This is a genomic window from Aeromonas caviae (genome assembly GCF_000819785.1).
Taxonomy (GTDB): Bacteria; Pseudomonadota; Gammaproteobacteria; order Enterobacterales; family Aeromonadaceae; genus Aeromonas; species Aeromonas caviae.
In genome coordinates this window covers 81883-102042 of sequence record NZ_CDBK01000069.1, presented here as the reverse complement: position 1 = coordinate 102042, position 20160 = coordinate 81883, and the positions used below count along the sequence as shown (strand labels likewise).

The 20160-nt window shown below is 61.5% G+C and carries 19 protein-coding genes; 12 read left to right on the top strand and 7 right to left on the bottom strand.

The annotated features are described in order from the left end of the window. Window positions 1-2: 2 nt before the first annotated feature. From ecpA to BN1120_RS11330, 5 genes are all read left to right on the top strand, one after another. Window positions 3-575, top strand: coding sequence for a common pilus major fimbrillin subunit EcpA (gene ecpA / locus BN1120_RS11350; RefSeq protein ID WP_010672341.1), 573 nt, complete (start codon window positions 3-5; stop codon window positions 573-575). A 60-nt stretch (window positions 576-635) separates the two neighbouring features. After that, window positions 636-1295: an EcpB family pilus assembly chaperone gene (locus BN1120_RS11345; RefSeq protein WP_010672340.1), complete on the top strand. Its 660-nt coding sequence runs from the start codon at window positions 636-638 to the stop codon at window positions 1293-1295. Window positions 1296-1373: 78 nt separating this feature from the next. After that, window positions 1374-3821 carry a fimbrial biogenesis outer membrane usher protein gene (locus tag BN1120_RS11340; protein WP_231959407.1) on the top strand — a complete coding sequence of 816 codons (2448 nt, stop codon included), beginning with the start codon at window positions 1374-1376 and terminating at the stop codon, window positions 3819-3821. Window positions 3822-3823: 2 nt separating this feature from the next. After that, window positions 3824-5446, top strand: a complete 1623-nt coding sequence (locus BN1120_RS11335) for a hypothetical protein (protein ID WP_042016179.1) — start codon at window positions 3824-3826, stop codon at window positions 5444-5446. A gap of 14 nt (window positions 5447-5460) precedes the next feature. Beyond that, window positions 5461-6135 (top strand): fimbria/pilus periplasmic chaperone, encoded by a 675-nt coding sequence (locus tag BN1120_RS11330; protein ID WP_042016198.1) that lies wholly within the window; start codon window positions 5461-5463, stop codon window positions 6133-6135. 34 nt (window positions 6136-6169) lie between these two features. On the opposite strand, the gene leuE is transcribed toward BN1120_RS11330, so the two are convergent. Beyond that, on the bottom strand, window positions 6170-6808 hold the full coding sequence (gene leuE / locus BN1120_RS11325; RefSeq protein ID WP_010672336.1) for a leucine efflux protein LeuE: 639 nt from the start codon (window positions 6806-6808) through the stop codon (window positions 6170-6172). A 211-nt stretch (window positions 6809-7019) separates the two neighbouring features. Here leuE and BN1120_RS11320 point away from each other — a divergent pair, with 211 nt between their 5' ends. Next, a complete protein-coding gene (locus BN1120_RS11320) occupies window positions 7020-8240 on the top strand; it encodes an MFS transporter (RefSeq protein ID WP_042016178.1) in 1221 nt (406 codons plus the stop codon). 213 nt (window positions 8241-8453) lie between these two features. Here the strand turns inward: BN1120_RS11320 and BN1120_RS11315 are convergent, their stop codons facing one another. Both BN1120_RS11315 and ftnA read right to left on the bottom strand, forming a co-directional pair. Next, complete coding sequence (locus BN1120_RS11315; protein WP_042016177.1) at window positions 8454-9638, bottom strand: BaiN/RdsA family NAD(P)/FAD-dependent oxidoreductase; 1185 nt, start codon at window positions 9636-9638, stop codon at window positions 8454-8456. 162 nt (window positions 9639-9800) lie between these two features. After that, entirely contained in the window at window positions 9801-10325 is a 525-nt protein-coding gene (gene ftnA / locus BN1120_RS11310) for a non-heme ferritin (protein WP_010672333.1), read from the bottom strand. Between the two features lie 209 nt (window positions 10326-10534). Between ftnA and BN1120_RS11305 the strand changes: the two genes are divergently transcribed. Then, entirely contained in the window at window positions 10535-12319 is a 1785-nt protein-coding gene (locus BN1120_RS11305) for a diguanylate cyclase domain-containing protein (protein ID WP_042016176.1), read from the top strand. Window positions 12320-12337: 18 nt separating this feature from the next. On the opposite strand, the gene fabV is transcribed toward BN1120_RS11305, so the two are convergent. Continuing rightward, entirely contained in the window at window positions 12338-13525 is a 1188-nt protein-coding gene (fabV, locus tag BN1120_RS11300) for an enoyl-ACP reductase FabV (RefSeq protein WP_042016174.1), read from the bottom strand. A 452-nt stretch (window positions 13526-13977) separates the two neighbouring features. On the opposite strand from fabV, the gene BN1120_RS11295 reads away from it, so the two are divergent. Beyond that, window positions 13978-14412: a universal stress protein gene (locus BN1120_RS11295; protein ID WP_010672329.1), complete on the top strand. Its 435-nt coding sequence runs from the start codon at window positions 13978-13980 to the stop codon at window positions 14410-14412. A gap of 191 nt (window positions 14413-14603) precedes the next feature. Next, on the top strand, window positions 14604-15617 hold the full coding sequence (trpS, locus tag BN1120_RS11290) for a tryptophan--tRNA ligase (protein WP_042016172.1): 1014 nt from the start codon (window positions 14604-14606) through the stop codon (window positions 15615-15617). Here trpS and BN1120_RS11285 read toward each other — a convergent pair. After that, entirely contained in the window at window positions 15596-16570 is a 975-nt protein-coding gene (locus BN1120_RS11285) for a LysR family transcriptional regulator (RefSeq protein ID WP_041212089.1), read from the bottom strand. The genes trpS and BN1120_RS11285 overlap by 22 nt on opposite strands. Window positions 16571-16661: 91 nt before the next feature. Between BN1120_RS11285 and BN1120_RS11280 the strand changes: the two genes are divergently transcribed. Both BN1120_RS11280 and BN1120_RS21575 read left to right on the top strand, forming a co-directional pair. Beyond that, the gene (locus BN1120_RS11280) at window positions 16662-17561 is read left to right on the top strand and encodes a DMT family transporter (protein ID WP_010672326.1); all 900 of its coding nucleotides are present in this window, start codon (window positions 16662-16664) and stop codon (window positions 17559-17561) included. After that, window positions 17546-17707: a hypothetical protein gene (locus tag BN1120_RS21575; RefSeq protein WP_010672325.1), complete on the top strand. Its 162-nt coding sequence runs from the start codon at window positions 17546-17548 to the stop codon at window positions 17705-17707. Before BN1120_RS11280 ends, BN1120_RS21575 begins: the two co-directional genes overlap by 16 nt. A 105-nt stretch (window positions 17708-17812) precedes the next feature. Here the strand turns inward: BN1120_RS21575 and BN1120_RS11275 are convergent, their stop codons facing one another. After that, window positions 17813-18283 (bottom strand): DUF6314 family protein, encoded by a 471-nt coding sequence (locus BN1120_RS11275; protein WP_041215799.1) that lies wholly within the window; start codon window positions 18281-18283, stop codon window positions 17813-17815. A gap of 42 nt (window positions 18284-18325) precedes the next feature. On the opposite strand from BN1120_RS11275, the gene BN1120_RS11270 reads away from it, so the two are divergent. Beyond that, a complete protein-coding gene (locus tag BN1120_RS11270; RefSeq protein ID WP_042016171.1) occupies window positions 18326-19180 on the top strand; it encodes a DMT family transporter in 855 nt (284 codons plus the stop codon). Window positions 19181-19243: 63 nt separating this feature from the next. Here the strand turns inward: BN1120_RS11270 and BN1120_RS11265 are convergent, their stop codons facing one another. Continuing rightward, window positions 19244-20107, bottom strand: coding sequence for a GGDEF domain-containing protein (locus BN1120_RS11265; RefSeq protein WP_042016170.1), 864 nt, complete (start codon window positions 20105-20107; stop codon window positions 19244-19246). Window positions 20108-20160: the final 53 nt, after the last annotated feature.

Below are 20160 nucleotides of genomic sequence, written 5' to 3'. Positions count from 1 at the left end.
TAATGAAGAAGACTCTGATTGCTCTGTCCGTGGCTACCCTGGGCTTTGCCGCCACCGCTCAAGCCGCCGTAGAAGCGTCTGCCGTCGCGACCTGGCAGGCCACTGCCAAGAAAGACACCACTTCCGAGCTGGTGGTCACCCCGCTCTCCAGCCTCTCCTTCCAATATGCCGAAGGGATCAAGGGGTTCAACACCGTCAACGGCCTGTTCGATGTCGCCATCAAGGGTGATGCCAGCGCGACCGACTTCACCCTGAAGGCGAAGAAGCTGAACGGCACCCTGAATCACCTGGGTGGCGACTCCACCGTCGATGTGGGCGTGCTGTGGGGCGGCGCACCGGTCAGCACAACCGCCTACACCACCCTGATCGACACCGCTGCCGGCATCACGGGGGGGAATCTGTCTCCTCTTGCCAACGGCTTCAAGAACGATGCCGAACGCGTCACAGCGCAGGGATCCTTCACTTTCAACATTGAAAGCGCCACTGCCAGCGGCACCCCCACCACCTTTGACGCCCTGCCGGACGGCCTGTGGAGCGGTGAAGTCAACGTCGAGTTCGTAGCGAACTGGAGCTAACTCATCCACCGCATACCATTGAGGGCCCTGCGGGGCCCTTTGTTCTCTTAGGGGCACATCATGAACCTGAAAATTGCAGCGATCTGGCTGCTGCTCATTCCCGGTATCAGCCAGGCGATCAATGTCGGCGCCGTCACCACCTTCATCGATGCAGGCAGCCAGGAGGTCGCCAAACAGATTGAAAATGGCAGCGACCAGGCCAGATTGGTCACGATCAGCGTGACACGCATCACCTCACCGGAAGAGGGAGGGCAGGAGATCCCCATGGAAGTCAGCGGCGAGCTGATGTTGTCACCCAGTCGGCTGATGCTGCCCGCCAATGCCAGAAACAACGTCAGGTTCTTTTACAAGGGCCCGCAGGATGACAAGGAGCGTTACTACCGCATCCGCTGGCTGGACACGGCGCTCTCCGTCGACGATCAGCGCAACGAACGCCGTCAGGCTGTTGCCACCACGTCAGCACAGATAGGCACCATTCTGGTGGTAACACCACGCCAGCACCGGTTCGCCTATGACCTGAAGGACGACACACTCACCAACCAGGGCAATGCCTCCTATCGCACGGTAGCGTATGGCCCCTGCCTGAAAGGCGAGGAGCTGTGCAAGGAAACCTACTACGACCTGCCGGGCAAGCAACGCCGGTTCAAGCAGGTCAATATGCGTGATCCAAAGAGCCACCTGGGACTCTGGCTGGGTCAGGAATTCGTCGTCATCAAGTAATCCCCAATCACGGTACCGCCCCACCCTCTTGCAGGGTGACGGCTCTCGTTCTCCACACCCGGAACCATGGTGCTCGATATGTTGAAAAAAGCCTGGCTGTTGCCGCTCTCCTGGCTGATTGCGATGTCAGCCTCGGCCAGCACTGCTGCCCCTCTCAAAATTGCCAACGTCATCATTCCTGCCAGTTTTGCCAAGGCGCTGGAAGAGGGGCTGGCGGTACCGGTACGCCTGCGATACACGGATGAGGACAACAGGATCGACACCCTGACCGACGACACCATCGGCAATGCCACCCTGCTGCTGCAAGACGGCAAGCTGCACTTGTTGCACCTTGATTTCAGTGCCGGCCAGCAGCAAGGCGTACTGAACGATGCCCTTACCACTCTGCTCTCCAGCAAGCAAAGACGCACTTTTTCTGCCGATGGCGACTTGCAGATCGATGCCGATGCCAGCATGCAGCTGGACCTCGTCGCCATGCTGCTCACCATCCGGGTGTCACGGGATGCCTTTGGCCAGGCGAAGCAATCTGACAACCGTGTCGCACTGACCCCGACGGTGGACACCCTGACGGGCGTACAGCGCTACAACCTGGGTTACTCCTTCATCAATACCCCCCAGAGCGGGCACCAGGACTCCAATTTCCTGCAGCTGGAGAGTACCGTCGGGCTGGGCGCGCACCATGTCGCCGTGGATGCCTCCCTTTACAACCTGGGTGAGCCGGAGCAGAGCGGCGATATCTACCGCGCCATGTACGAACGGGATCTCGATGATCGCCGCATCGCAGCAGGCATGGTCTCGACATGGGACCTGCAGACCCTGGGGGTGGTGACGGGCCTGACCACGGGTCGCCTCTACGGCGCATCCTATGGCAACCAGGCGCAATCTCGAAAACAGACCACCAACGAATCGACCACTCCGGTGCAAGTCTTCATGCCCGCCAACGGCGAGGTCAGGGTCTATCGGGATGAGCGCCTGATAGGCCTGCAAAACCTGGCGATCGGCAACCAGCACATCGACACCTCCGCGTTCCCCAACGGGGTCTACAACGTCACGGTCGAAGTCTATGTCGACGGCCGCCTGACCAGCACGACCACCCAGCGAGTCACCAAGCTGGGCGGCAATCAGGGCTTTACCCGGGAGTGGGGATGGCAATGGTGGGGAGGCATGATGGAGAACAGCCAGCACAGCGGCGATTCCCCCCTGCTCGGTCTGTCGCTGGCACGCTCGCTGGATGCCCTTGATCTGGCGACGACCACCTATGCGTTCAGGGATGCGGCCGTCGGCGAGGCACGCGCAAGCTGGCAGGTCACGGATCGCCTCGGCACCCAGTTGCAAAGCATGCTGTCCACCGATCACTCCTGGCGGCTGGCGTCCAGTCTTTCCTGGCAAGCCCATGACAATGCCTCCCTGTGGGTCAGCCAGGAAAAACTGTATGCAGGCGATGCCCTGGGAGTGAGTGCAACCGAGCTCTACTCTGCCGGCATCACGATCAATCTGGGTGGCTGGGTCAGCGGCATGGGCCAGCTGACCTTCAACACCACGCACGACCGTCAGATGAACAGCGATCGCAGTTATGCGGATTACTACCAGCACCTCTATGCGGGCCGATACGGCAACCTCTCCATGCGCGCCAGCCTGCAGAGCGACAGTGGCACACTCAATGGATTCAGCAACAAGAGCATCACCCTGGACTACGCCATCCCGTTCGACAATCTGTTCAGCTTCGGCATGAGCAGCAACGAGCAGGGCCAGACCACGGCCAACCTCAACTATCAGAAGCGCATGGAGGGAGCCATCAACCTGGCCGCACTGAATGCCTCCCGCATGATGCACGGCAGCGACACACACAATATGGCGCTTTCCGGCACCCTGGGGTTCGAGAACAGGGTCATCGGCGGCACCATGACGCTGGGTCGCGGTCATGGCGGCGACGTGAATGGCAACCTGATTGCACGGGGTGCCCTGATCACCACGGAGAACGACGTGATCGCATCCAGCCGGAGCACCTCTGGTTCAGGCCTCATCATCAATACCGGCATCCACCGGGAAGGACAGATGCTCGCCAAGGTGAATGGACAGGACTACCCCCTGCAAGGGGAACAGACCTTCCTGGCGCTCCCGCCTTATCAGGAATACGAGGTGGAACTGCTCAACAGCAAGACGGGCAAGGACAGCTATGACATCAACACCGGCAAGCAGCGCTACACCCTGTTCCCCGGCAACGTCGCCACTCTGGATGCCGGCAGCAGCATCAAGGAGATGGTCACCGTGTTTGGCGTACTCAGGGCAGAAGATGGCTCGCTGCTTGCTAACGCCCGCATTGACAACCACATCGGCACCACGGTGACCAACGAGGTCGGCGAGTTCACCCTGGACGTGGACAAGGCCAACCCCATGCTGACTTTCCGCCGGGGAAGCGACTTCTGTGAAGCCGACCTGGATCTTGCACAACACACGGGCGCGGCCTGGGTCGGCATCGTGACCTGCCAGGGACTGCCCACCTACGCCATGGTGAGAGAGTATTGAACATGAACATCACACACAGATTGCTGCTGGTCATTGCACTTGGCGCCGGCTGGGCACAGCAAGGCAGTGCGGCCGTATCCAAAACCGTCTGGCCGAATGCCGCGCTGCGCCATTTCCTGTTTATTGAAAATCAGGAAGACAACAACCTGTTTGTCGCACCAACAGATGGTCTGGATCCGCGTCTGACCGGCGCAAATGCCTGGACCTCGCTCAAAGGAAATGGTCAGGTGAGCCTGGCGTACGTTGATAATGGATACAACACCGATATCAACAACTGGAACGTCGATATGTGGGAAAACGGCCCCATCCGCCGTCCTTATGTCAACCAACGCTGCATCATGTCTTATACCCGTTGTGACCCCGACACCGCTGAGGCGGTCAACAAGCCGGCCGTCGTTGATGACTTGGGCTTTTTCGGTCTCATCGGGGCATCTGCCGGGTGGGGTCATGGCAAATTGAGTGCAAGTTTCTTTGATTATCTTCGAACCATGCCTGTCGGAGCTGTTTTGAACAGGGAGATGAACCTGTGCAGGACCACGCTCAAATATGACGCGGCAGCCGGTGAACGCTGCATCAATCAGAACAGCGGAAACTGGTATGTCAGAAACATGCAGCACAAGAAGGCCGGCCATCTTCGCTTCGTACAAACCAATGCAATAAGTGAAGTCATTGTGGACAGCAATGGTGTTCCTTATGTCTTGCCCGGTTCACAAGGTTGTGAGAATTACAGGCTGGGCACCCGAGATGGGATTTTGTGTCGTTTTCTTGATTACAACTTCAATGAAGATGGCAGTCAGAACTACACCGAGCCCTACATGTATACCAATGTCAAAAACAGCTCGCTGAATAGCGCCATTGGTTCTGCGGATCTGCAAATGAGCGCAGATTTGAAAAATTGGGCAAGCAAAGGCTCTCGCTACAACATCAGCTATTTAAGAGGACAGCCATCTGTTTATCTTTTCTTGTCCAGCAATTTCTTCAAACAAGTTGTAAGGCTGGGACTGCAAGATCAACTGACTCGCAGTCTGATCAACTTCAATATGAAGAATGGATATGCTCCCGAGAGTGGATACTATGAATTCAGCGGCACAACCGAAATTCATATAAAACCGCGGGACTTCAGCGTATCCATCTTGTCTTCGGAGGGCGTCAGCAATCCTTACAGGGAGGGGCAGGTCGGAAAAGACATTCTGAGCTTCTCATACAATATCTCGGACAGTGGCCCCATCAGTGCCGATATGCTGGAAATTTCTATTTCACAGGACAGGGGGTCGCCTTATCGGGGATATTGCACTTTCTATCCGGCAGGCTCCTTCGCACCTGAACAGGCCGTCCCCATCCCTACCAGGCTGGTATTCGATTCGGTGGCTCATGGAGCGGGTTCACGGCACGCCATTCGCTGCGATCGCACACCGGTGGATATTCGCACCCTCGGAATACAGGACAATCAACCACCACAGGAGTGGAATGATCCCGTCAACGGCCAGGGCATCACCCGGTTTTACAAGCTGGCGCTGGAATTCGACCTGACCGATCCCATGGTGCAGCGCACCATGGGCGACGAGATGTGGGAAGGCGAGGTGGAACAAAGCGGCACCATCACCATCAAGGGGACCTGGCGCTGACCATGGAGTACAACATGCATCGTCTACTTTGGCCCTTGCTGGGCGGCTTGCTGGCCTCACAGGCCGCCGCCCTCGACATCGGCGCCATGACTCTTGCCATGGCGCCAGAGCAGGAGTTCATTACCAGAACCCTGACCAACAACAGTGCTTCACCCAAGCTGTACGACATACAGATGGAAAAAATCAGCGACCCCACGGCCAGAGGCAGGACACTGCCCACCGTCCCCGGTGAGCTGCTGTTTGCCCCCAGGCGCTTCACCCTGCACGCCAGACATGCCCAGAACGTCAAGTTCTACTACAAGGGGCTCGCCGATGACCATGAGCGTTACTACCGCATCACCTTCACCGAGTCACCAGCAGCCCAGGTGGATGAAGGCAGCCAGACGCAGCACCAGGGAACCGTCGAGGTGAAACTGGCCCTGCAGTCCATCCTGGTGGTGCGTCCGCGTCAGTCACGTTTTGCATACCAGTTGGACCCGGCACAGAGCACCATCACCAATACCGGCAACACCTATTTCGAGTTCATGGTAAAACGGGGCTGCCAGCAGGCGGACAGCGAGGCGGACAGCAAGTACCTGCTGCCCGGGGAGACCTACCACAATCCCGGGATCAATCAGCCGGGCAACCAGAAGCTCATCGTCTACCAGTCCCGCTTCATCCCGGTGGGCAAGGATTGCTGGCCAGACTAGGTGCCCGACACCGGACGGTCAGCAATCCCCGGGGTCAGGAGGAGAGCGTCGCCAGCCTGGCCGCAAACCCCATGAAGAAGAGGCCGATAAGGCCGTTGCCGAGACGGGCCGCCGTCTGGCGCTGACGGAAAAAGCGGGCCATCAGGGTACCGCCGAAGATCAGCAGGGTCAGGTAGACGAAGCTCATCGCTTCCAGCATGCCAGCCAGCACCAGGTAGGAGATCCAGGTGTGGGCATAGCTGAAGTCGATGAACTGCACGAAGAAAGAGACGTAGAACAGGATCGCCTTGGGATTGGTGAGGCTCAGGGTGAGGGCCTTGGTAAAATAGCGCTCACCGGGATCCATCTCGGACGCCGGTCCCGCCTTTTTGGCGATGAAGTTCGCGTGCAGGATCTTCACCCCCAGATAAAGCAGGTAGATGGCGCCCAGATAGCGCACCAGAGTAAACAGCAATGGGGTAGTGCGAATGAGGGACGCGATCCCCAGATAGGCGCAGAAAATGAGGATGGCATCGCCGACGAAGACGCCGAGGGCGGCGCGATAACCCGGGCCTATGCCGCGCACGGCACCGGTTCGCAGCACGTAGAGGGAGTTCGGGCCCGGGGCGATGATGATGAAGAAGAGACCGACCAGATAGGTCCAGACGTTGATGACACCCAGGCTTTCGAACATGTTCCCTCCATGGCGAGTGATGGGCCGGATAACGGCGGCAGGCCTTCTATACTAATCCGCCCCGCGCCAAGCACAAGATCTGACCAGCCATCCACACGCCGTCAGCATGAACGGCCTGCGCGCCACGCGAACGCAATCCGGGCGTTCGCCCACTTTGGTTATGTCCAGATACGCCGGGATAGGGCATGGTAGAGGGAGTGATCCCCCAGCCATGGACAAGACCTTGAGTACCGACACCCCGATCACCGCCCCGCCCGCGGTGGACAACCCGACTACCACCGCTTATCCGGTGATCGCCGCCATCAGCTTCTCGCACCTGTTGAACGACATGATGCAGTCGGTACTGCTGGCCATCTATCCCCTCCTGAAGCTGGGGCTCGATCTGTCGTTCACCCAGATAGGTCTCATCACCCTCACCTACCAGTTCACGGCCTCGCTGCTGCAACCGCTGATCGGCCTCTATACCGACCGCAGACCCATGCCCTACTCCCTGCCTCTGGGCATGGGCTTCACGCTGGTGGGGCTGCTCTACCTGTCGCAGGCAGGCAGCTTTGGCGCCGTGCTGTTGTCGGCCATGCTGATCGGCATGGGCTCCTCCGTCTTCCACCCGGAATCCTCCCGGGTCGCCCGCATGGCGGCCGGCAACCAGCCCGGTCTGGCCCAGTCTCTGTTCCAGATCGGCGGCAATCTGGGTTCGGCCATCGGCCCCCTGCTCGCGGCGCTCATCATCGTGCCGAAGGGACAGGGCAGTGCGGCCTGGTTCTCGTTGTTCGCACTCATCGGGGTCATCGTGCTCAGCTTCGTCGGCCGCTGGTCCAGCCACCATGCCGCCAGCTTCCATCGGCGGATGAAGGCACATGCCGGCACCGGCCTGAGCCGCCGCCAGATTGGCTGGTCACTGGCCATCCTCGGTCTGCTGATGTTCTCCAAGTTCTTCTACATGGCCAGCCTGAGCAGCTATTACACCTTCTACCTGATGGACAAGTTCCACCTGTCGCTGGAGAGCGCCCAGCTCTATCTGTTCGCCTTCCTGTTTGCCGTCGCGGCGGGGACAGTGCTCGGCGGGCCACTCGGCGATCGCATCGGTCGCAAGCGGGTGATCTGGATCTCCATCCTCGGCGTCGCTCCCTTCACCCTGCTGCTGCCCCACGTCGACCTGTTCTGGACCTCGGTGCTGTCGATCGTCATCGGCCTCATCCTGGCGTCGGCCTTCTCCGCCATCCTGGTCTACGCCCAGGATCTGGTACCCGGCAAGGTCGGCACCATTTCCGGCCTCTTCTTCGGCTTCGCCTTCGGCATGGGAGGGATAGGGGCCGCCCTGCTGGGCAGATTGGCCGATGCCACCAGCATCGAAACCGTCTATCAGGTCTGCGCCTATCTGCCCCTTATTGGCCTGCTGACCGCCTTCCTGCCCAATATCAGGAGAGGCTAGAGGCCAAGCGGCAACCAGCGACCGACCATAAAAAACGCGGCCTGAGCAGGCCGCGTCTGGTTCCATCACTCGGGCCGCCTGACACGGCCCGATCCGCTCGGACTCATCCGCCGAGCCTCTTTGTCAGCACTCCAGCCCGACGACCGGGCCCACTGGAAGTTGTCACCCGAGAGGCCGCTGACGGGACCATTCACCGCAGGGCCGCGGCATTCCTCAGCAGTACTGGCCTGCCACCCAGCCCGACGACCAGGCCCACTGGAAGTTGTAACCACCGAGCCAGCCGGTCACGTCCACCACTTCGCCGATGAAGTAGAGGCCGGGCACGGTGCGCGCCTCCATGGTCTTGGAGGAGAGCGCGTTGGTATCCACTCCCCCCAGGGTCACTTCGGCGGTGCGATACCCTTCGGTGCCGTTGGGCAGGATCTGCCAATCCCCCAGCAGGGTGGCCACCGCCTCCAGCTCCCGTTCGTTGTACTGGCGCATCGGCTTGCTCACCAGCCATCCCAGCTCCACCAGCTTGTCGACGAAACGCTTGGGCAGCTCGCGCCCCAGCACGGTTTTCAGCTCCTGGGCAGGATGGGCCTGGGCCCAGGTCTTGAGGGTCTCTGGAATGTCGAGATCCGGCAGCAGGTTGATGTGGATCTTCTCCCCCGCCAGCCAGAAAGAGGAGATCTGCAGGATGGCGGGGCCGGAGAGGCCGCGATGGGTGAACAGCATGGCCTCCTTGAAGCGGGTGCCATCCTCGGCGGTCACCGCCACCGGCAGGCTGACCCCCGCCAGATCGGCGAAGGCCTCCTTGTCGGCCTGATGCAGGGTAAAGGGCACCAGCCCGGCGCGAGTCGGCAACACGGTGAGGCCGAACTGCTCCGCCAGCTTGAAGCCGTAAGGGGTAGCACCGAGTTTCGGCATGGAGAGGCCGCCGGTGGCGACCACCAGCGACGAGCAGGCGATCTCCCCCTTGCTGGTGTCGAGCACGAAGCCTTCATCTGTCTTGCTGACGGTGAGGATCTCGGTCTGGAACTGCAGGGTCACGCCAGCCCAGTCGCACTCGGTCAGCAGGATGTCGACGATATCCTTGGCGCTCTCGTCGCAGAAGAGCTGGCCCAGCGTCTTCTCGTGGTAGTTCAGGCCGTGCCTGTCCACCAGATCGATGAAATCCTGCTGGGTATAGCGCGCCAGCGCCGATTTGCAGAAGTGGGGGTTGGCCGAAAGGAAGGCATGGGGACCCGCCTGATGATTGGTGAAGTTGCAGCGACCGCCGCCGCTGATGAGGATCTTGCGGCCCGGCTTCTTGGCGTTGTCGAGCACCAGCACGGAGCGACCCCGGTAGCCAGCCTGGGCCGCACACATCAATCCGGCCGCCCCGGCACCGATCACCACCACATCCACCTGTTTCATCGTCACTCACCCATCAAAAGAAAAACGGCCCCTTTACCTTAAAGGACCGTGATTGTACCCGGCAGACACCAGCACAGCGGTACAAGGACACCTGCAAATAGAAAACGGCCCCTTTACAAGGGGCCGTCATTGTACTGACTGAACACTAAGTGTCCACGACTATCAGGCGTTGCCGTCCATGATGCTGGCCGGGGCGCCCTTGGCCAGCTCGGCCAGCTCCTTGTCGATGAAATAGAGGCCCTTGCCATCCTCGCCCACCAGGCTCAGACGGTCGACGATGCTCTTGAACAGCTTCTCCTCTTCGTGCTGCTCGGCCACGTACCACTGCAGGAAGTTGAAGGTGGAGTAATCCTGGGTGGTGAAGGCGACGTGGGCCAGACCGTTGATGCACTTGGTGATGTGATACTCGTGCTCCAGGGTGGTGCGGAAGATGTCACCCAGGGACTTGAATTCATGGGGAGGCGCTTCGATGGCCCCCAGCACCGGCATGGCGCCGGTCTCGCTCACGTAGGTGAACAGGCGCTCCATGTGCTGGCGCTCCTCGACCGCATGCTGGCGCAGGAAGGTGGCGGCCCCCTCGAAGCCCTTGTCCTCGCACCAGGCGCTCATCTGCAGGTAGAGGTTGGAGGAATAGAATTCAAGATTAATCTGCTCGTTCAACTTCTCGATCATGGCTTTGGCCAACATGATGATTCTCCACTGTGATTTGCCCACGATTGTCGCCACTGTTGCATCCTGACGCAACCAGAGACAACCGACGCACCCCGCAGTTGCGACGACTTTTCACCTCATCCTCTCCCCCATACGGTTATAGAGAAGCAAAGAAACATGGTGTAGGTGACATCAGCCATTATGATGGCGCCATTGGTCGGGGAAAGGATTCAATGAGATTCATAATGGCACTGGCGCTGCTCTGGATGACCCAGTTGCAGGCAGCTCCCTCCTTGCTGAAAGAGGCTGAATTGCAGGCGGCGCGCGATCCCGTCGGCTATCTGCAGCGCCTCGACGCCAGTCCCCAGCAGGATATGGAACTGTTCTACGCCAGGTCCCTGGCCCAGGCAGCCCTAGGCCGCTATCCCCAGGCACAGCGCGACAATGCCCGCGCCCGGGGTCTGGCCAATGCCCAGCAGGAGACCCTGCGCCTGCTCGACTTCCGGTTGCAGCAGATTGCCCTGACCCTGGATGCCGATACGCCGGATCAGGCGCTCGAGCTGCTCACCCAGCTCTGGCCGGCGGTCAGGCATCACCCCAGGCAGGTCTCGGAGTGGCATGCCCTCAACGGGCTCGCCCTCTACCGTACCCAGCAGATGAAAGAGGCGATCCTCGAGCTCAAGACCGCCTATCACCTCAAGCAGAAAGAGCCGGGTTCCATCCTCTCCACCTTGCAGTGCGGCCGTCTGCTGATGACCCTCGGCAACCTCTATGCGGACCTCAATCTCTACCGTGAGGCCGAGACCTATTATCAGGATGCCCTCGGCCAGATGGTGCAGCTCAACGAACCCAACAGCCAGGCCATCATCCGGGCCAACATGGCCAGGCTCTACATCGACATGGGCCAGCCTGCCAGAGCCAGCCAGTTGCTCGATACCCTGCTGGCCACGCCGAGCCTGTCACCCCACTATCGCGCCATCGTCCTCGGCTACCAGGCCATGGTGTTCAACGCACGGGCGGACTGGCACGCCGCCTGGCGCAGCCTGGAGGAGGCACAAGCCATCTATGACAGGCTGGATAGCCCGCAGGCGGCCTCCCGTCTGACCGAGATCAGGGCAAGAACCCTGCTGGGTCGTGGCGAGAAGCAGCTGGCCCTGCAACTGCTGATGGAGCACACCGCCCCTCTCTCCATGGATGGTCGGGCGATGCAGGCCAGGTTGCTGGCCGATCTGGGCCGCTACCCCGAGGCCTACGGGGCCATGACCCGCTACATGCAGTACTACAAGCAGCACTTCAACCAGACCCTGAGCCAGCACGCGGCCGCCTTCCAGGTCGAGATGGATCTGGCTCGCAGCGAGGCCAGCAATCGCGCGTTGCAGCAGGAGAACGAGAGCAAGCGCCAGCAACTGCTCTACCAGCAGAGTGCCCGCTACTACCAATTGCTGCTGCTGGTGCTGCTGGCCGTCGCCCTGATCCTGCTCGGGCTCACCACCCGCAGGCTCCACCGCAGCTCGCGCCACCTCTACAAGCTCGCCACCTTCGATCAGCTGACCGGGCTGCCCAACCGGCGCGCCCTGCTGGAGAGACTGGGCCAGCAGTGGCTGCACGAAACGCCCCTGACCCTGCTCATCATCGACATCGATCACTTCAAGCAGATCAACGACAAGCATGGTCACCAGGCGGGGGATCAGGCTATCCGGCAGTTGGCCAGGGAGCTCAAGAACTGGGCGCCGGACCAGCAGTTGATCGGGCGCTGGGGCGGGGAAGAATTTCTGGTGGCCATGACCCAGGACGGGGCCACCTGCTGGCGGCTGGCGGAGCAGCTGAGAAGCCGGATCGCCTACCTGGCCGCCCCCCACATGACCATCAGCATCGGGGTGGCGGAACGCTCGACGCAGGATGACAGCCTGAGCCAGCTCATCCATCGGGCCGACATGGCCATGTATCAGGCGAAGCGCCAGGGGCGCAACCAGACCGTGCTGGCCCAGTCTCCCCACCTTTCCCCTGAACTGGCCTGCAACGTCGCCTGATGCCCCCTCGTGCGGGTGTCAGGGCGTCAGCTCAGTGAGTGACGCCACGTTCACCGGCGCACCGTAATCCACCCCCGGCAGCTCGAAGCCGTTGAGCTGCATGAACTCCTGGCGCAACCCTGCAAAATCCCCCAGGGTGCGGAAGTTCTCCGGCGTCACCTTGGGCCAGAGTGCCGAGACGGCGGCCTGCACCGCTGGCTCAAGCTCGTGGTCATCCATCCGGATCAGCCGGTTGCCATCGGCGACGACCCCTCTGGGCCCGTACATCTTGTCGGCAAACAGCCGCTGCATCTGCTCGATGCAGCCCTCGTGAACACCACGCTCCTTCATCACCCCCATCAACAGGCCCAGATAGACAGGCAGCACCGGAATAAACACGCTCGCCTTGGTCACCAGCGCCTTGCAGACCGACACCCAGGCATGACCGCCGATCCCGGCAAGTTGTAGGTTGATGGTCTCGGCGGTGGCGTGCAGGTGCTCCTTGGCATAGCCGATGGTGCCGTCCCGATAGAGGGGATAGGTGGACTCGGGGCCGATATAGGAGTAGGCAACGGTCCGGGCGCCGGGGGCCAGGCAATCCGCCTGCTGCAATGCCTGCATCCAGCGCTGCCAGTCCTCTCCCCCCATCACGGTGACGGTGTCGCGGATCTCCTCCGGGGTGGCTGGCACCAGCGAGTGCTGCACCAGCGCATCGTGCTCCAGATCCAGCCCCCAGCCTTGCAGCGGCTGGCCTGTGGTCTTGAGCACCGAGCGTATCTGTGTGCCATCCGGCATCACCCTGACTCCGCTCGCCAGTGAATAGACCACCAGATCCACCTGCCCGAGCTGCTGGCGGATGACGTCGATGGCCTGCTGGCGCATGGTGTCGGAGAAGGCATCTCCGATCAGGTTGACGGCGATGCGACCGGCTTGCTCCGCCGCCTGACGAAACCAGATGTTGTTGTACCAGCCAGCACTGCCGAGCCCCTTGTCGGAGGGACCCCGCTCGAACGAGACGCCCAGGGTATCGGCCCCGGCGCCGAAGGTGAGCGCGATCCGGGACGCCAGCCCGAAACCGGACGATGCCCCCAGCACCAGCACCCGTTTCGGCCCGTTGAACGGCCCCGCCGCCCGCACCTGTTCGATCTGTTGCAGCACGGCGGCGCGACAACCCATGGGGTGGCAATTGCGGGCAACACAACCCTGGATCTGGGGATGAATGATCATGAAGGACTCTCCGGTGCATCGGTAGGACATGAGAAACGGCCATGACAGCACCACCCGGTTGCAGGTGAGGGGCCCTGGCCGTTTTGCCAAGGGAACTGGCTACAGCATAACCAAGGGGGGCGGGATTACCTTGATGTCGGACGGGATATGGGCTGGAAGAGGGCAGAAAAACAAAAGGGAGCGCGAGGCTCCCCAAAGCGGTATTCAGATGCTTTTAGTTGTTTTGTGTTCATTGCGAAGCACGGGCACATCCTATTCCCCCACCTTCCCGGGGGCAATAGCACGCCTGTGACCGGCGTCAAACTCCTGTTCAAAATATGCACTCCCCGGCCACCTGCAACTCTACGCCTTCCGGTTCGGGGTCAGGCAAATCCTGAAACTGTGGCGACGATGCCGTTTTAGTTTCAGCAGACATTGGTATAGTGGACCCAGGATCAGTGAGGAGAACTCCCATGAATGGAACCTATTACAAACACGTACTGGCCGCGATCGACCTGTCGGAAGACAACCGCAAGGTGATCGAGAAGGCGGTCGACCGGGCCCGCTCCAACGGCGCCAAGCTGTCGGTGATCCATGTGGATGTGGACCTCAAGGATCTCTACACCGAGATGATCGACATCGACATCGACAACGTGCAGGACCAGGTGATCGCCGAAGCGAAGGAGAAGCTGGAAGCCTTCCTCGCCTCGGTGGACTACCCCATCGAGAAGAAGCTGGTCATCTGCGGCGATCTGAGCGAGCGGGTCAACCAGGCGGTCAAGGACTACCAGATCGACCTGCTGGTGTGCGGCCATCGCCAGAGCTTCTGGAGCCTGCTCACCTCGAGCGCACGCCAGCTGATGAATACCGTGCCCTGCGACATGCTGGTCGTGCCCTTGCAGAAGTGATCGAACAGGCGTAGTGTGATTTGCCATGAATATGACCTCATTCAATCACAACTACTGGTGGTGCTGCTTCTAAACAGGCGGCACTGCTTTTCTATGTAAAATTTCCCAAAGAAAACACCGTGACCGCCGAGAGGCGGTCATTGTTTTTATCCCTTTGTCGCCTCCCGGCTCACCCAACTGGAGAGAGTGACATGCACAACCCCGTGATCCTGACCGGCGACCGCCCCACCGGCAAACTGCACATTGGCCACTACGTCGGCTCCCTGCGCCAGCGCGTGGCCGCCCAGCACCATTACCACCAGTTCGTCATGATCGCCGATCTGCAGGCGCTGACCGACAACGGCCACAACCCGGCCAAGGTGACCGATCACGTGCTGGAGGTAATGGCCGACTACCTGGCCGCCGGCCTCGACCCGGCCAAGACCACTTTCTGCCTGCAGAGCGCCCTGCCCGCCCTCGCCGAACTCACGACCTACTACCTCAACCTGGTCAGCGTCGCCCGGCTGGAGCGCAACCCCACCGTCAAGGCCGAAATCCAGCAGAAAGGGTTCGAGCGCAGCCTGCCCGCCGGCTTCCTCGTCTATCCGGTCAGCCAGGCCGCCGACATCACCGCCTTTCGTGCCACTCACGTGCCGGTGGGCGAGGATCAGCTGCCCATGCTGGAGCAGACCAACGAGATAGTGCGCCGCTTCAACACCCTGGTGGGCAAAGAGGTGCTGACCGAGTGCCAGCCCATCCTGAGCGACACCGGCCGCCTGCCCGGCATCGACGGCAAGGCCAAGATGTCCAAGTCCCTTGGCAACACCATCGAACTCGGCATGTCGAGCGACGAGATCAAGCAGGCGGTGTTCGCCATGTATACCGACCCCAATCACCTCAAGGTGAGCGATCCGGGTCAGGTGGAAGGCAATACGGTGTTCGCCTATCTGGATGCTTTCCACCCTGACAAGGCCCTGGTGGCCGAGATGAAGGCCCACTACCAGCGCGGTGGTCTGGGGGACATTCGCTGCAAGCAGGTACTCAACGACTGCCTGCAGACCCTGCTCGCTCCGATGCGGGAGCGGCGCGAGGCAGCCATCGCCGACAAGCGCCAGCTGCTGCGTCTGTTGCAGCAGGGTACCGAGCAGGCCCGGGCCCTCACCGACGAGGTGCTGGCCGAGGTGAAGGGGGCGATGGGGCTGGACTACTTCTCCGGATTGGCGTGATCTGCCCCCTGCGGCGCGGGATGGCCGAGCGCATCCGCGCCGTAGCGCTCCCTCGCCAGCCGGTGCAACAACCCCTTGAACCAGCCGATCGCCTCGTCATGGGCACTGAGCGGGTGGCCCGCCATCAGGTAGACGATGGGGATGGCGGGTTCCAGCTGGTGCAGGCGCAACGGATAGTGGCGACAGAAGTGGCGCCCGATCATCTCGGGCACCACCACCAGGTAGCGGCCGGTCGCCATCAGCGGCGGTACCGCCATAAAGCTCGGCAGCCTGACCCCCAGCTCCCGCTCCACCCCGAAACGGGCCAGCCAGAGATCCACCATGGCCTGGCTGTGGCCCCAGCTGGAGGTGTGGATATGGGGGCGGCTGACCAGTTCTCCCGGCCCCAGCATGTCGGGCAGAGCGCTGCCGAGGGGCGACAAACAGACCAGCGGATTGCTGAACCACTCCTCGCGCCACAACCGGGGCGAGAGATGGTTGGCACCGGCAAACCCGATCACCAGATCCAGTTCCCCCTTCTCCAGCTCCCGCTCGTAGTCGCTGTCCGCCAGCTCGCACACTTCCAGTCGGCAATGGGGAGCCTGCTGCACCATCCACTCCACCAGCACCGGCACCAGGCCGTGCTCCACCGAGCCCGGGGTGGCGATGCGAAAGATCCGCCGGGCACTTGCCGGGTCGAATCCCTTGGCCTGACGCAGCCCCTGCTCCAGCATGGCAAGCGCCTGGCGCACCGGGCTCGCCAGCGCCTTGGCCCGTTCGGTCGGCATCATCTCGCGCCGACTCATCACGAACAGCGGGTCATCCAGCGCCTGGCGCAAGCGCCCCAGCGCATGGCTGACGGTGGACTGGGAGAGGTGCAGCCGTTCGGCGGCACGGGTGACGTTGCGCTCCTGCATCAGCATGTCGAACACGGTGAGCAGGTTGAGGTCGAGGCGGGAGAGGGGCAGTTCCATCGATATTGGCCATAGTTGAATGACGACAATTCATTTTTGGCATAGTAGCAGATTGCATAGAATGCGCAGGCGAATTACATCGGAGATTCAAATGCGTAGCTATCTGTTGTTGCTGGCGATCGGCCTGTTGTGGGGCTCCCAGTTCATTTTCATGCACCAGGCCGTGGCTGAACTGCCCCCCATCATGGTGGCCGCCGGACGCGCCCTGTGTGGCAGCCTGACCCTGGGTCTGCTCTGCCTGTTCATGCGCCTCAAGAGTGAACACACGCCCTGGCGAACCTATATGCTGATCGCCCTGCTCGACGCCACCATCCCCTTCATCATGGTGGCCTGGGGACAACAGTATGTGGACAGCGCCATCGCGGCCGTGGTCATGGGTTGTATCCCCTTTGTGACCATTCTGGCGGCACCCTTGTTTATTTCTGGTGAAAGAATCACCAAGGGCGGCCTCGTCTCCGTGATCATCGGCTTCGTCGGCGTACTGGTACTGTTCTGGCCCAAGCTGACCAGCGGCATGAATGCCGGCCTGCTCGGTGCCATGGCCATCCTGTTCGGTGCCAGCTGCTTCGCCATCGGCCTGCTGATGATCAAGCGCTTCGCCAAGGACCATCCTGTGGTCGTGGCCCGCAACATCCTGATCTCCTCGGCCATCCAGCTGCTGCTGGCCGCGCCCTTCGTGGCCGACCTGAGCAGCCTCACCCTGCCGAGCCAGCAGGCCATGGGCGCCGTCGCCATGCTGGGGATCTTCTGTACCGGCCTGGTCTACTTCCTCTACATGGCGCTGATCCAGAAGGCGGGCCCGACCTTCGCCTCCTTCAGCAACTACCTGGTGCCGCTGTTCGGCGTCATGCTGGGAGCCCTGTTCCTCGGCGAGCAGATCCAGTCCACCACGGGCGTGGCGCTGGCCCTTATCCTGGGTTCGGTCGCCCTCAACCAGTGGGCACAGCAGCGCCGCCAACAGCGGGAGGCTGCCCTATGTCAGGCATCCTGACCACCCTCTGCGGCGGTCTGGTACTGATAGCCGGCTGGCAGTATCGCCACCGGCTGGCCGGGGTGCTGGGTCTGCTGATGGTGCTGCTGCCCTGGTTCTTCGACAGCAAGCTGCAAGCCATGCTGAACTATGCACTGAATGCCTGAAGACCCTCTCTGCGTGTGTGACGAGAGTGTATCTCTCCTGTTTTTGGGACCGTTTTAACAAAACCTCCGATTTGTCCCCTCTACCGGCGCCCTGCGCCGGTTTTTTTATCTCTGCGCCTCTGGTCCGTAGCGATAACTCAATCGCTCGTTCTTGCGCGGCCCCGTTATCTGCCAGGCGAGCAGGAAGCCCCCGCCGGTTTCGGTCAGCTCGGCGCTGTAGTGATCCTGCCCGCACAGGTGAGGCTCGGCCGTGACCCAGTGCCCGTCCCCCCTGGGCAACAGCTCGAACAGCATCACCGGCTGCTCGTAGCGCAGGTGGGAGAGCATGATCCCCCGTGCGGTGCGCTGCCACCAGAAGCGGTTGTGCATGGTCAGCTCCCGGCCATGGGGCGTGGTGTAGCGACCCGTCTCGGCATACAGCCACCCCCCATGGTGATCGGTCACCACCACGGCACCCTCCCCGCGACCGCACCAGTCGGTGGCGGATCCGACCCCGTTGCTCGCCTCGAAGGCAAATGCTCCGATCTGTGACAACCCTTCCCATAAACGCTGGATCGCGCCTTCCAACTCGGCCATCATAGCGCCCTCCAAATTGACAACTGACGACAATTCAATCACATGAACTACTTGATAGGGGTTACCCTGCTCTGGTCCTTCTCCTTCAGCCTGATCGGGGTCTACCTTGCCGGTCAGGTGGATGCCTACTTCTCGGTACTGACCCGCATCGTGCTCGCCAGCCTGGTGTTTCTGCCCTTCCTGCGCCGTCGCTGGCTGCGCCCCGATCTGGTGGCCAAGCTGATGGCCCTCGGTGCCATCCAGCTCGGCATCATGTATCTCTTCTACTACCACTCCTTCCTGCTCTTGACGGTACCGGAAGTGCTGGTGTTCACCATCTTCACCCCCATCTATGTCACCTTGATCCACGACCTGCTGGAAGGGCGCTTCAAGCCTGTCTATCTGTGGGGGGCCCTGCTGGCGGTGCTGGGGGCGGCCGTCATCCGTTTCGACGGCCTGACCGAAAGCTATGTACTGGGATTCCTGGTGGTGCAGGGCGCCAACGTCTGCTTCGCCCTGGGCCAGGTAGGCTACAAGGTGCTGCTGGCCCGGGAGGCTGAGCAGCCGCCCCAGCTGGCGGTGTTCGGCTGCTTCTATCTAGGCGCCCTGGTGATCGCCCTGCCCGCCTGGTGGCTGCTGGGCAAACCTCAATATCCCACCAGCCCCCTGCAATGGGGCATCCTCTTCTGGCTGGGGGTCGGGGCATCCGGGCTCGGCTACTTCCTGTGGAACAAGGGGGCGACCCTGGTCAGCAGCGGCGTGCTGGCCATCATGAACAACGCCTTGATCCCCGCGGGTCTGCTGGTCAATCTGGTGCTCTGGGGAAAGGATACCGACCTGCTCAGGCTCGGTCTGGGCGCCCTGCTGATGCTGGCTTCCCTCTGGGTCTGCCAGCGTCAGCAGGTCAGTGAGCGCTGACTGAAAATCATTGACGCTGATGGGTCCATCGGCGTCAATGGGTTCGCGGACAGTGACTGGCCGTCAGCCGACCACGGCGTTGTGTTCCCGCTTCGCCTGACCGTGGCAGGAGGCCAACCGGGCCAGCAGGTGATCGAGCTGCTCGGCACTCTGGCTCTGCACCAGGCCGATGCTCACGGTCACCGGACGCTGGGGCAGCAGGCTGGCGTCGGCGATCTCAAGACGCAGCCGCTCTGCAATCTCCAGGCCGCTCAACCGATCGGTCTGGGAGAGCATCAGGATGAAGCCGTCTTCGTCCCAACGGGCGAAGGGATCTTCCCGACGCAGCTCGCGGCGCACGATGCGGGCCAGCTTGGCCAGCATGGCGTCGCAGGCCGCCTCCCCGAACAACTGCAGGATCTTGCTGCGGTGATCCACGCTGAACTGCAGCAGACAGAAACTGCCGCTCTCGCTGGCCAGCCGTTCATCCAGCAGCAACTCGAAGTGGCTGCGGCTCTCGAGGCCGGTGAGGGGATCCGTGTCGTGGCGATCCTCCAGGGGCGCCATGGCGGCATCCAGATGGCGAACCACCCCCAGCAGTTGACCCCCTTCGTCGCGACGGACCCGCTCCTCCAGCCGGATGTAATGGCCCTGATGGTGCAGGATGCGGTACTCGAGTCGAAATCCGTTGCTGCGCCCTTGCTGGCAGGCCTCCAGGGCCTCTGCCAGACGGGGAGCATCATCCGGATGTACCCGATCCAGCCAGCCGAGATCCCCCAGCTCGCCCCCCTCCAGACCCAGCAGTTGCAGACAGGAAGGGTCCCGCCTCAGACCCTGCCCGGCCGACCAGGTCCAGATCCCGGCCTCCAACATCGCCATGGCCTGTGCCATCAGCGTCACCTCAAGGGGAGTGGTGACCTCAACCCCGGGAGTCTCATACCTTTCCATCACGCGCCTCGAAACCGGATCTGAATATCTGTCCAAGCAATCACACTCAATAA

Excerpts from the sequence above, each read along its gene's own strand:
- leuE (WP_010672336.1), bottom strand. The coding sequence starts at position 6,808 with ATGTTCGAAAGCCTGGGTGTCATCAACGTCTGGACCTATCTGGTCGGT.
- BN1120_RS11320 (WP_042016178.1), top strand. The coding sequence starts at position 7,020 with ATGGACAAGACCTTGAGTACCGACACCCCGATCACCGCCCCGCCCGCG.
- BN1120_RS11305 (WP_042016176.1), top strand. The coding sequence starts at position 10,535 with ATGGCACTGGCGCTGCTCTGGATGACCCAGTTGCAGGCAGCTCCCTCC.
- BN1120_RS11280 (WP_010672326.1), top strand. The coding sequence starts at position 16,662 with ATGCGTAGCTATCTGTTGTTGCTGGCGATCGGCCTGTTGTGGGGCTCC.
- BN1120_RS11335 (WP_042016179.1), top strand. The coding sequence starts at position 3,824 with ATGAACATCACACACAGATTGCTGCTGGTCATTGCACTTGGCGCCGGC.
- BN1120_RS11275 (WP_041215799.1), bottom strand. The coding sequence starts at position 18,283 with ATGGCCGAGTTGGAAGGCGCGATCCAGCGTTTATGGGAAGGGTTGTCA.
- ftnA (WP_010672333.1), bottom strand. The coding sequence starts at position 10,325 with ATGTTGGCCAAAGCCATGATCGAGAAGTTGAACGAGCAGATTAATCTT.
- fabV (WP_042016174.1), bottom strand. The coding sequence starts at position 13,525 with ATGATCATTCATCCCCAGATCCAGGGTTGTGTTGCCCGCAATTGCCAC.
- BN1120_RS11295 (WP_010672329.1), top strand. The coding sequence starts at position 13,978 with ATGAATGGAACCTATTACAAACACGTACTGGCCGCGATCGACCTGTCG.
- BN1120_RS11330 (WP_042016198.1), top strand. The coding sequence starts at position 5,461 with ATGCATCGTCTACTTTGGCCCTTGCTGGGCGGCTTGCTGGCCTCACAG.
- BN1120_RS11340 (WP_231959407.1), top strand. The coding sequence starts at position 1,374 with ATGTTGAAAAAAGCCTGGCTGTTGCCGCTCTCCTGGCTGATTGCGATG.
- BN1120_RS21575 (WP_010672325.1), top strand. The coding sequence starts at position 17,546 with ATGTCAGGCATCCTGACCACCCTCTGCGGCGGTCTGGTACTGATAGCC.
- BN1120_RS11345 (WP_010672340.1), top strand. The coding sequence starts at position 636 with ATGAACCTGAAAATTGCAGCGATCTGGCTGCTGCTCATTCCCGGTATC.
- trpS (WP_042016172.1), top strand. The coding sequence starts at position 14,604 with ATGCACAACCCCGTGATCCTGACCGGCGACCGCCCCACCGGCAAACTG.
- BN1120_RS11315 (WP_042016177.1), bottom strand. The coding sequence starts at position 9,638 with ATGAAACAGGTGGATGTGGTGGTGATCGGTGCCGGGGCGGCCGGATTG.
- ecpA (WP_010672341.1), top strand. The coding sequence starts at position 3 with ATGAAGAAGACTCTGATTGCTCTGTCCGTGGCTACCCTGGGCTTTGCC.
- BN1120_RS11270 (WP_042016171.1), top strand. The coding sequence starts at position 18,326 with ATGAACTACTTGATAGGGGTTACCCTGCTCTGGTCCTTCTCCTTCAGC.
- BN1120_RS11285 (WP_041212089.1), bottom strand. The coding sequence starts at position 16,570 with ATGGAACTGCCCCTCTCCCGCCTCGACCTCAACCTGCTCACCGTGTTC.
- BN1120_RS11265 (WP_042016170.1), bottom strand. The coding sequence starts at position 20,107 with ATGGAAAGGTATGAGACTCCCGGGGTTGAGGTCACCACTCCCCTTGAG.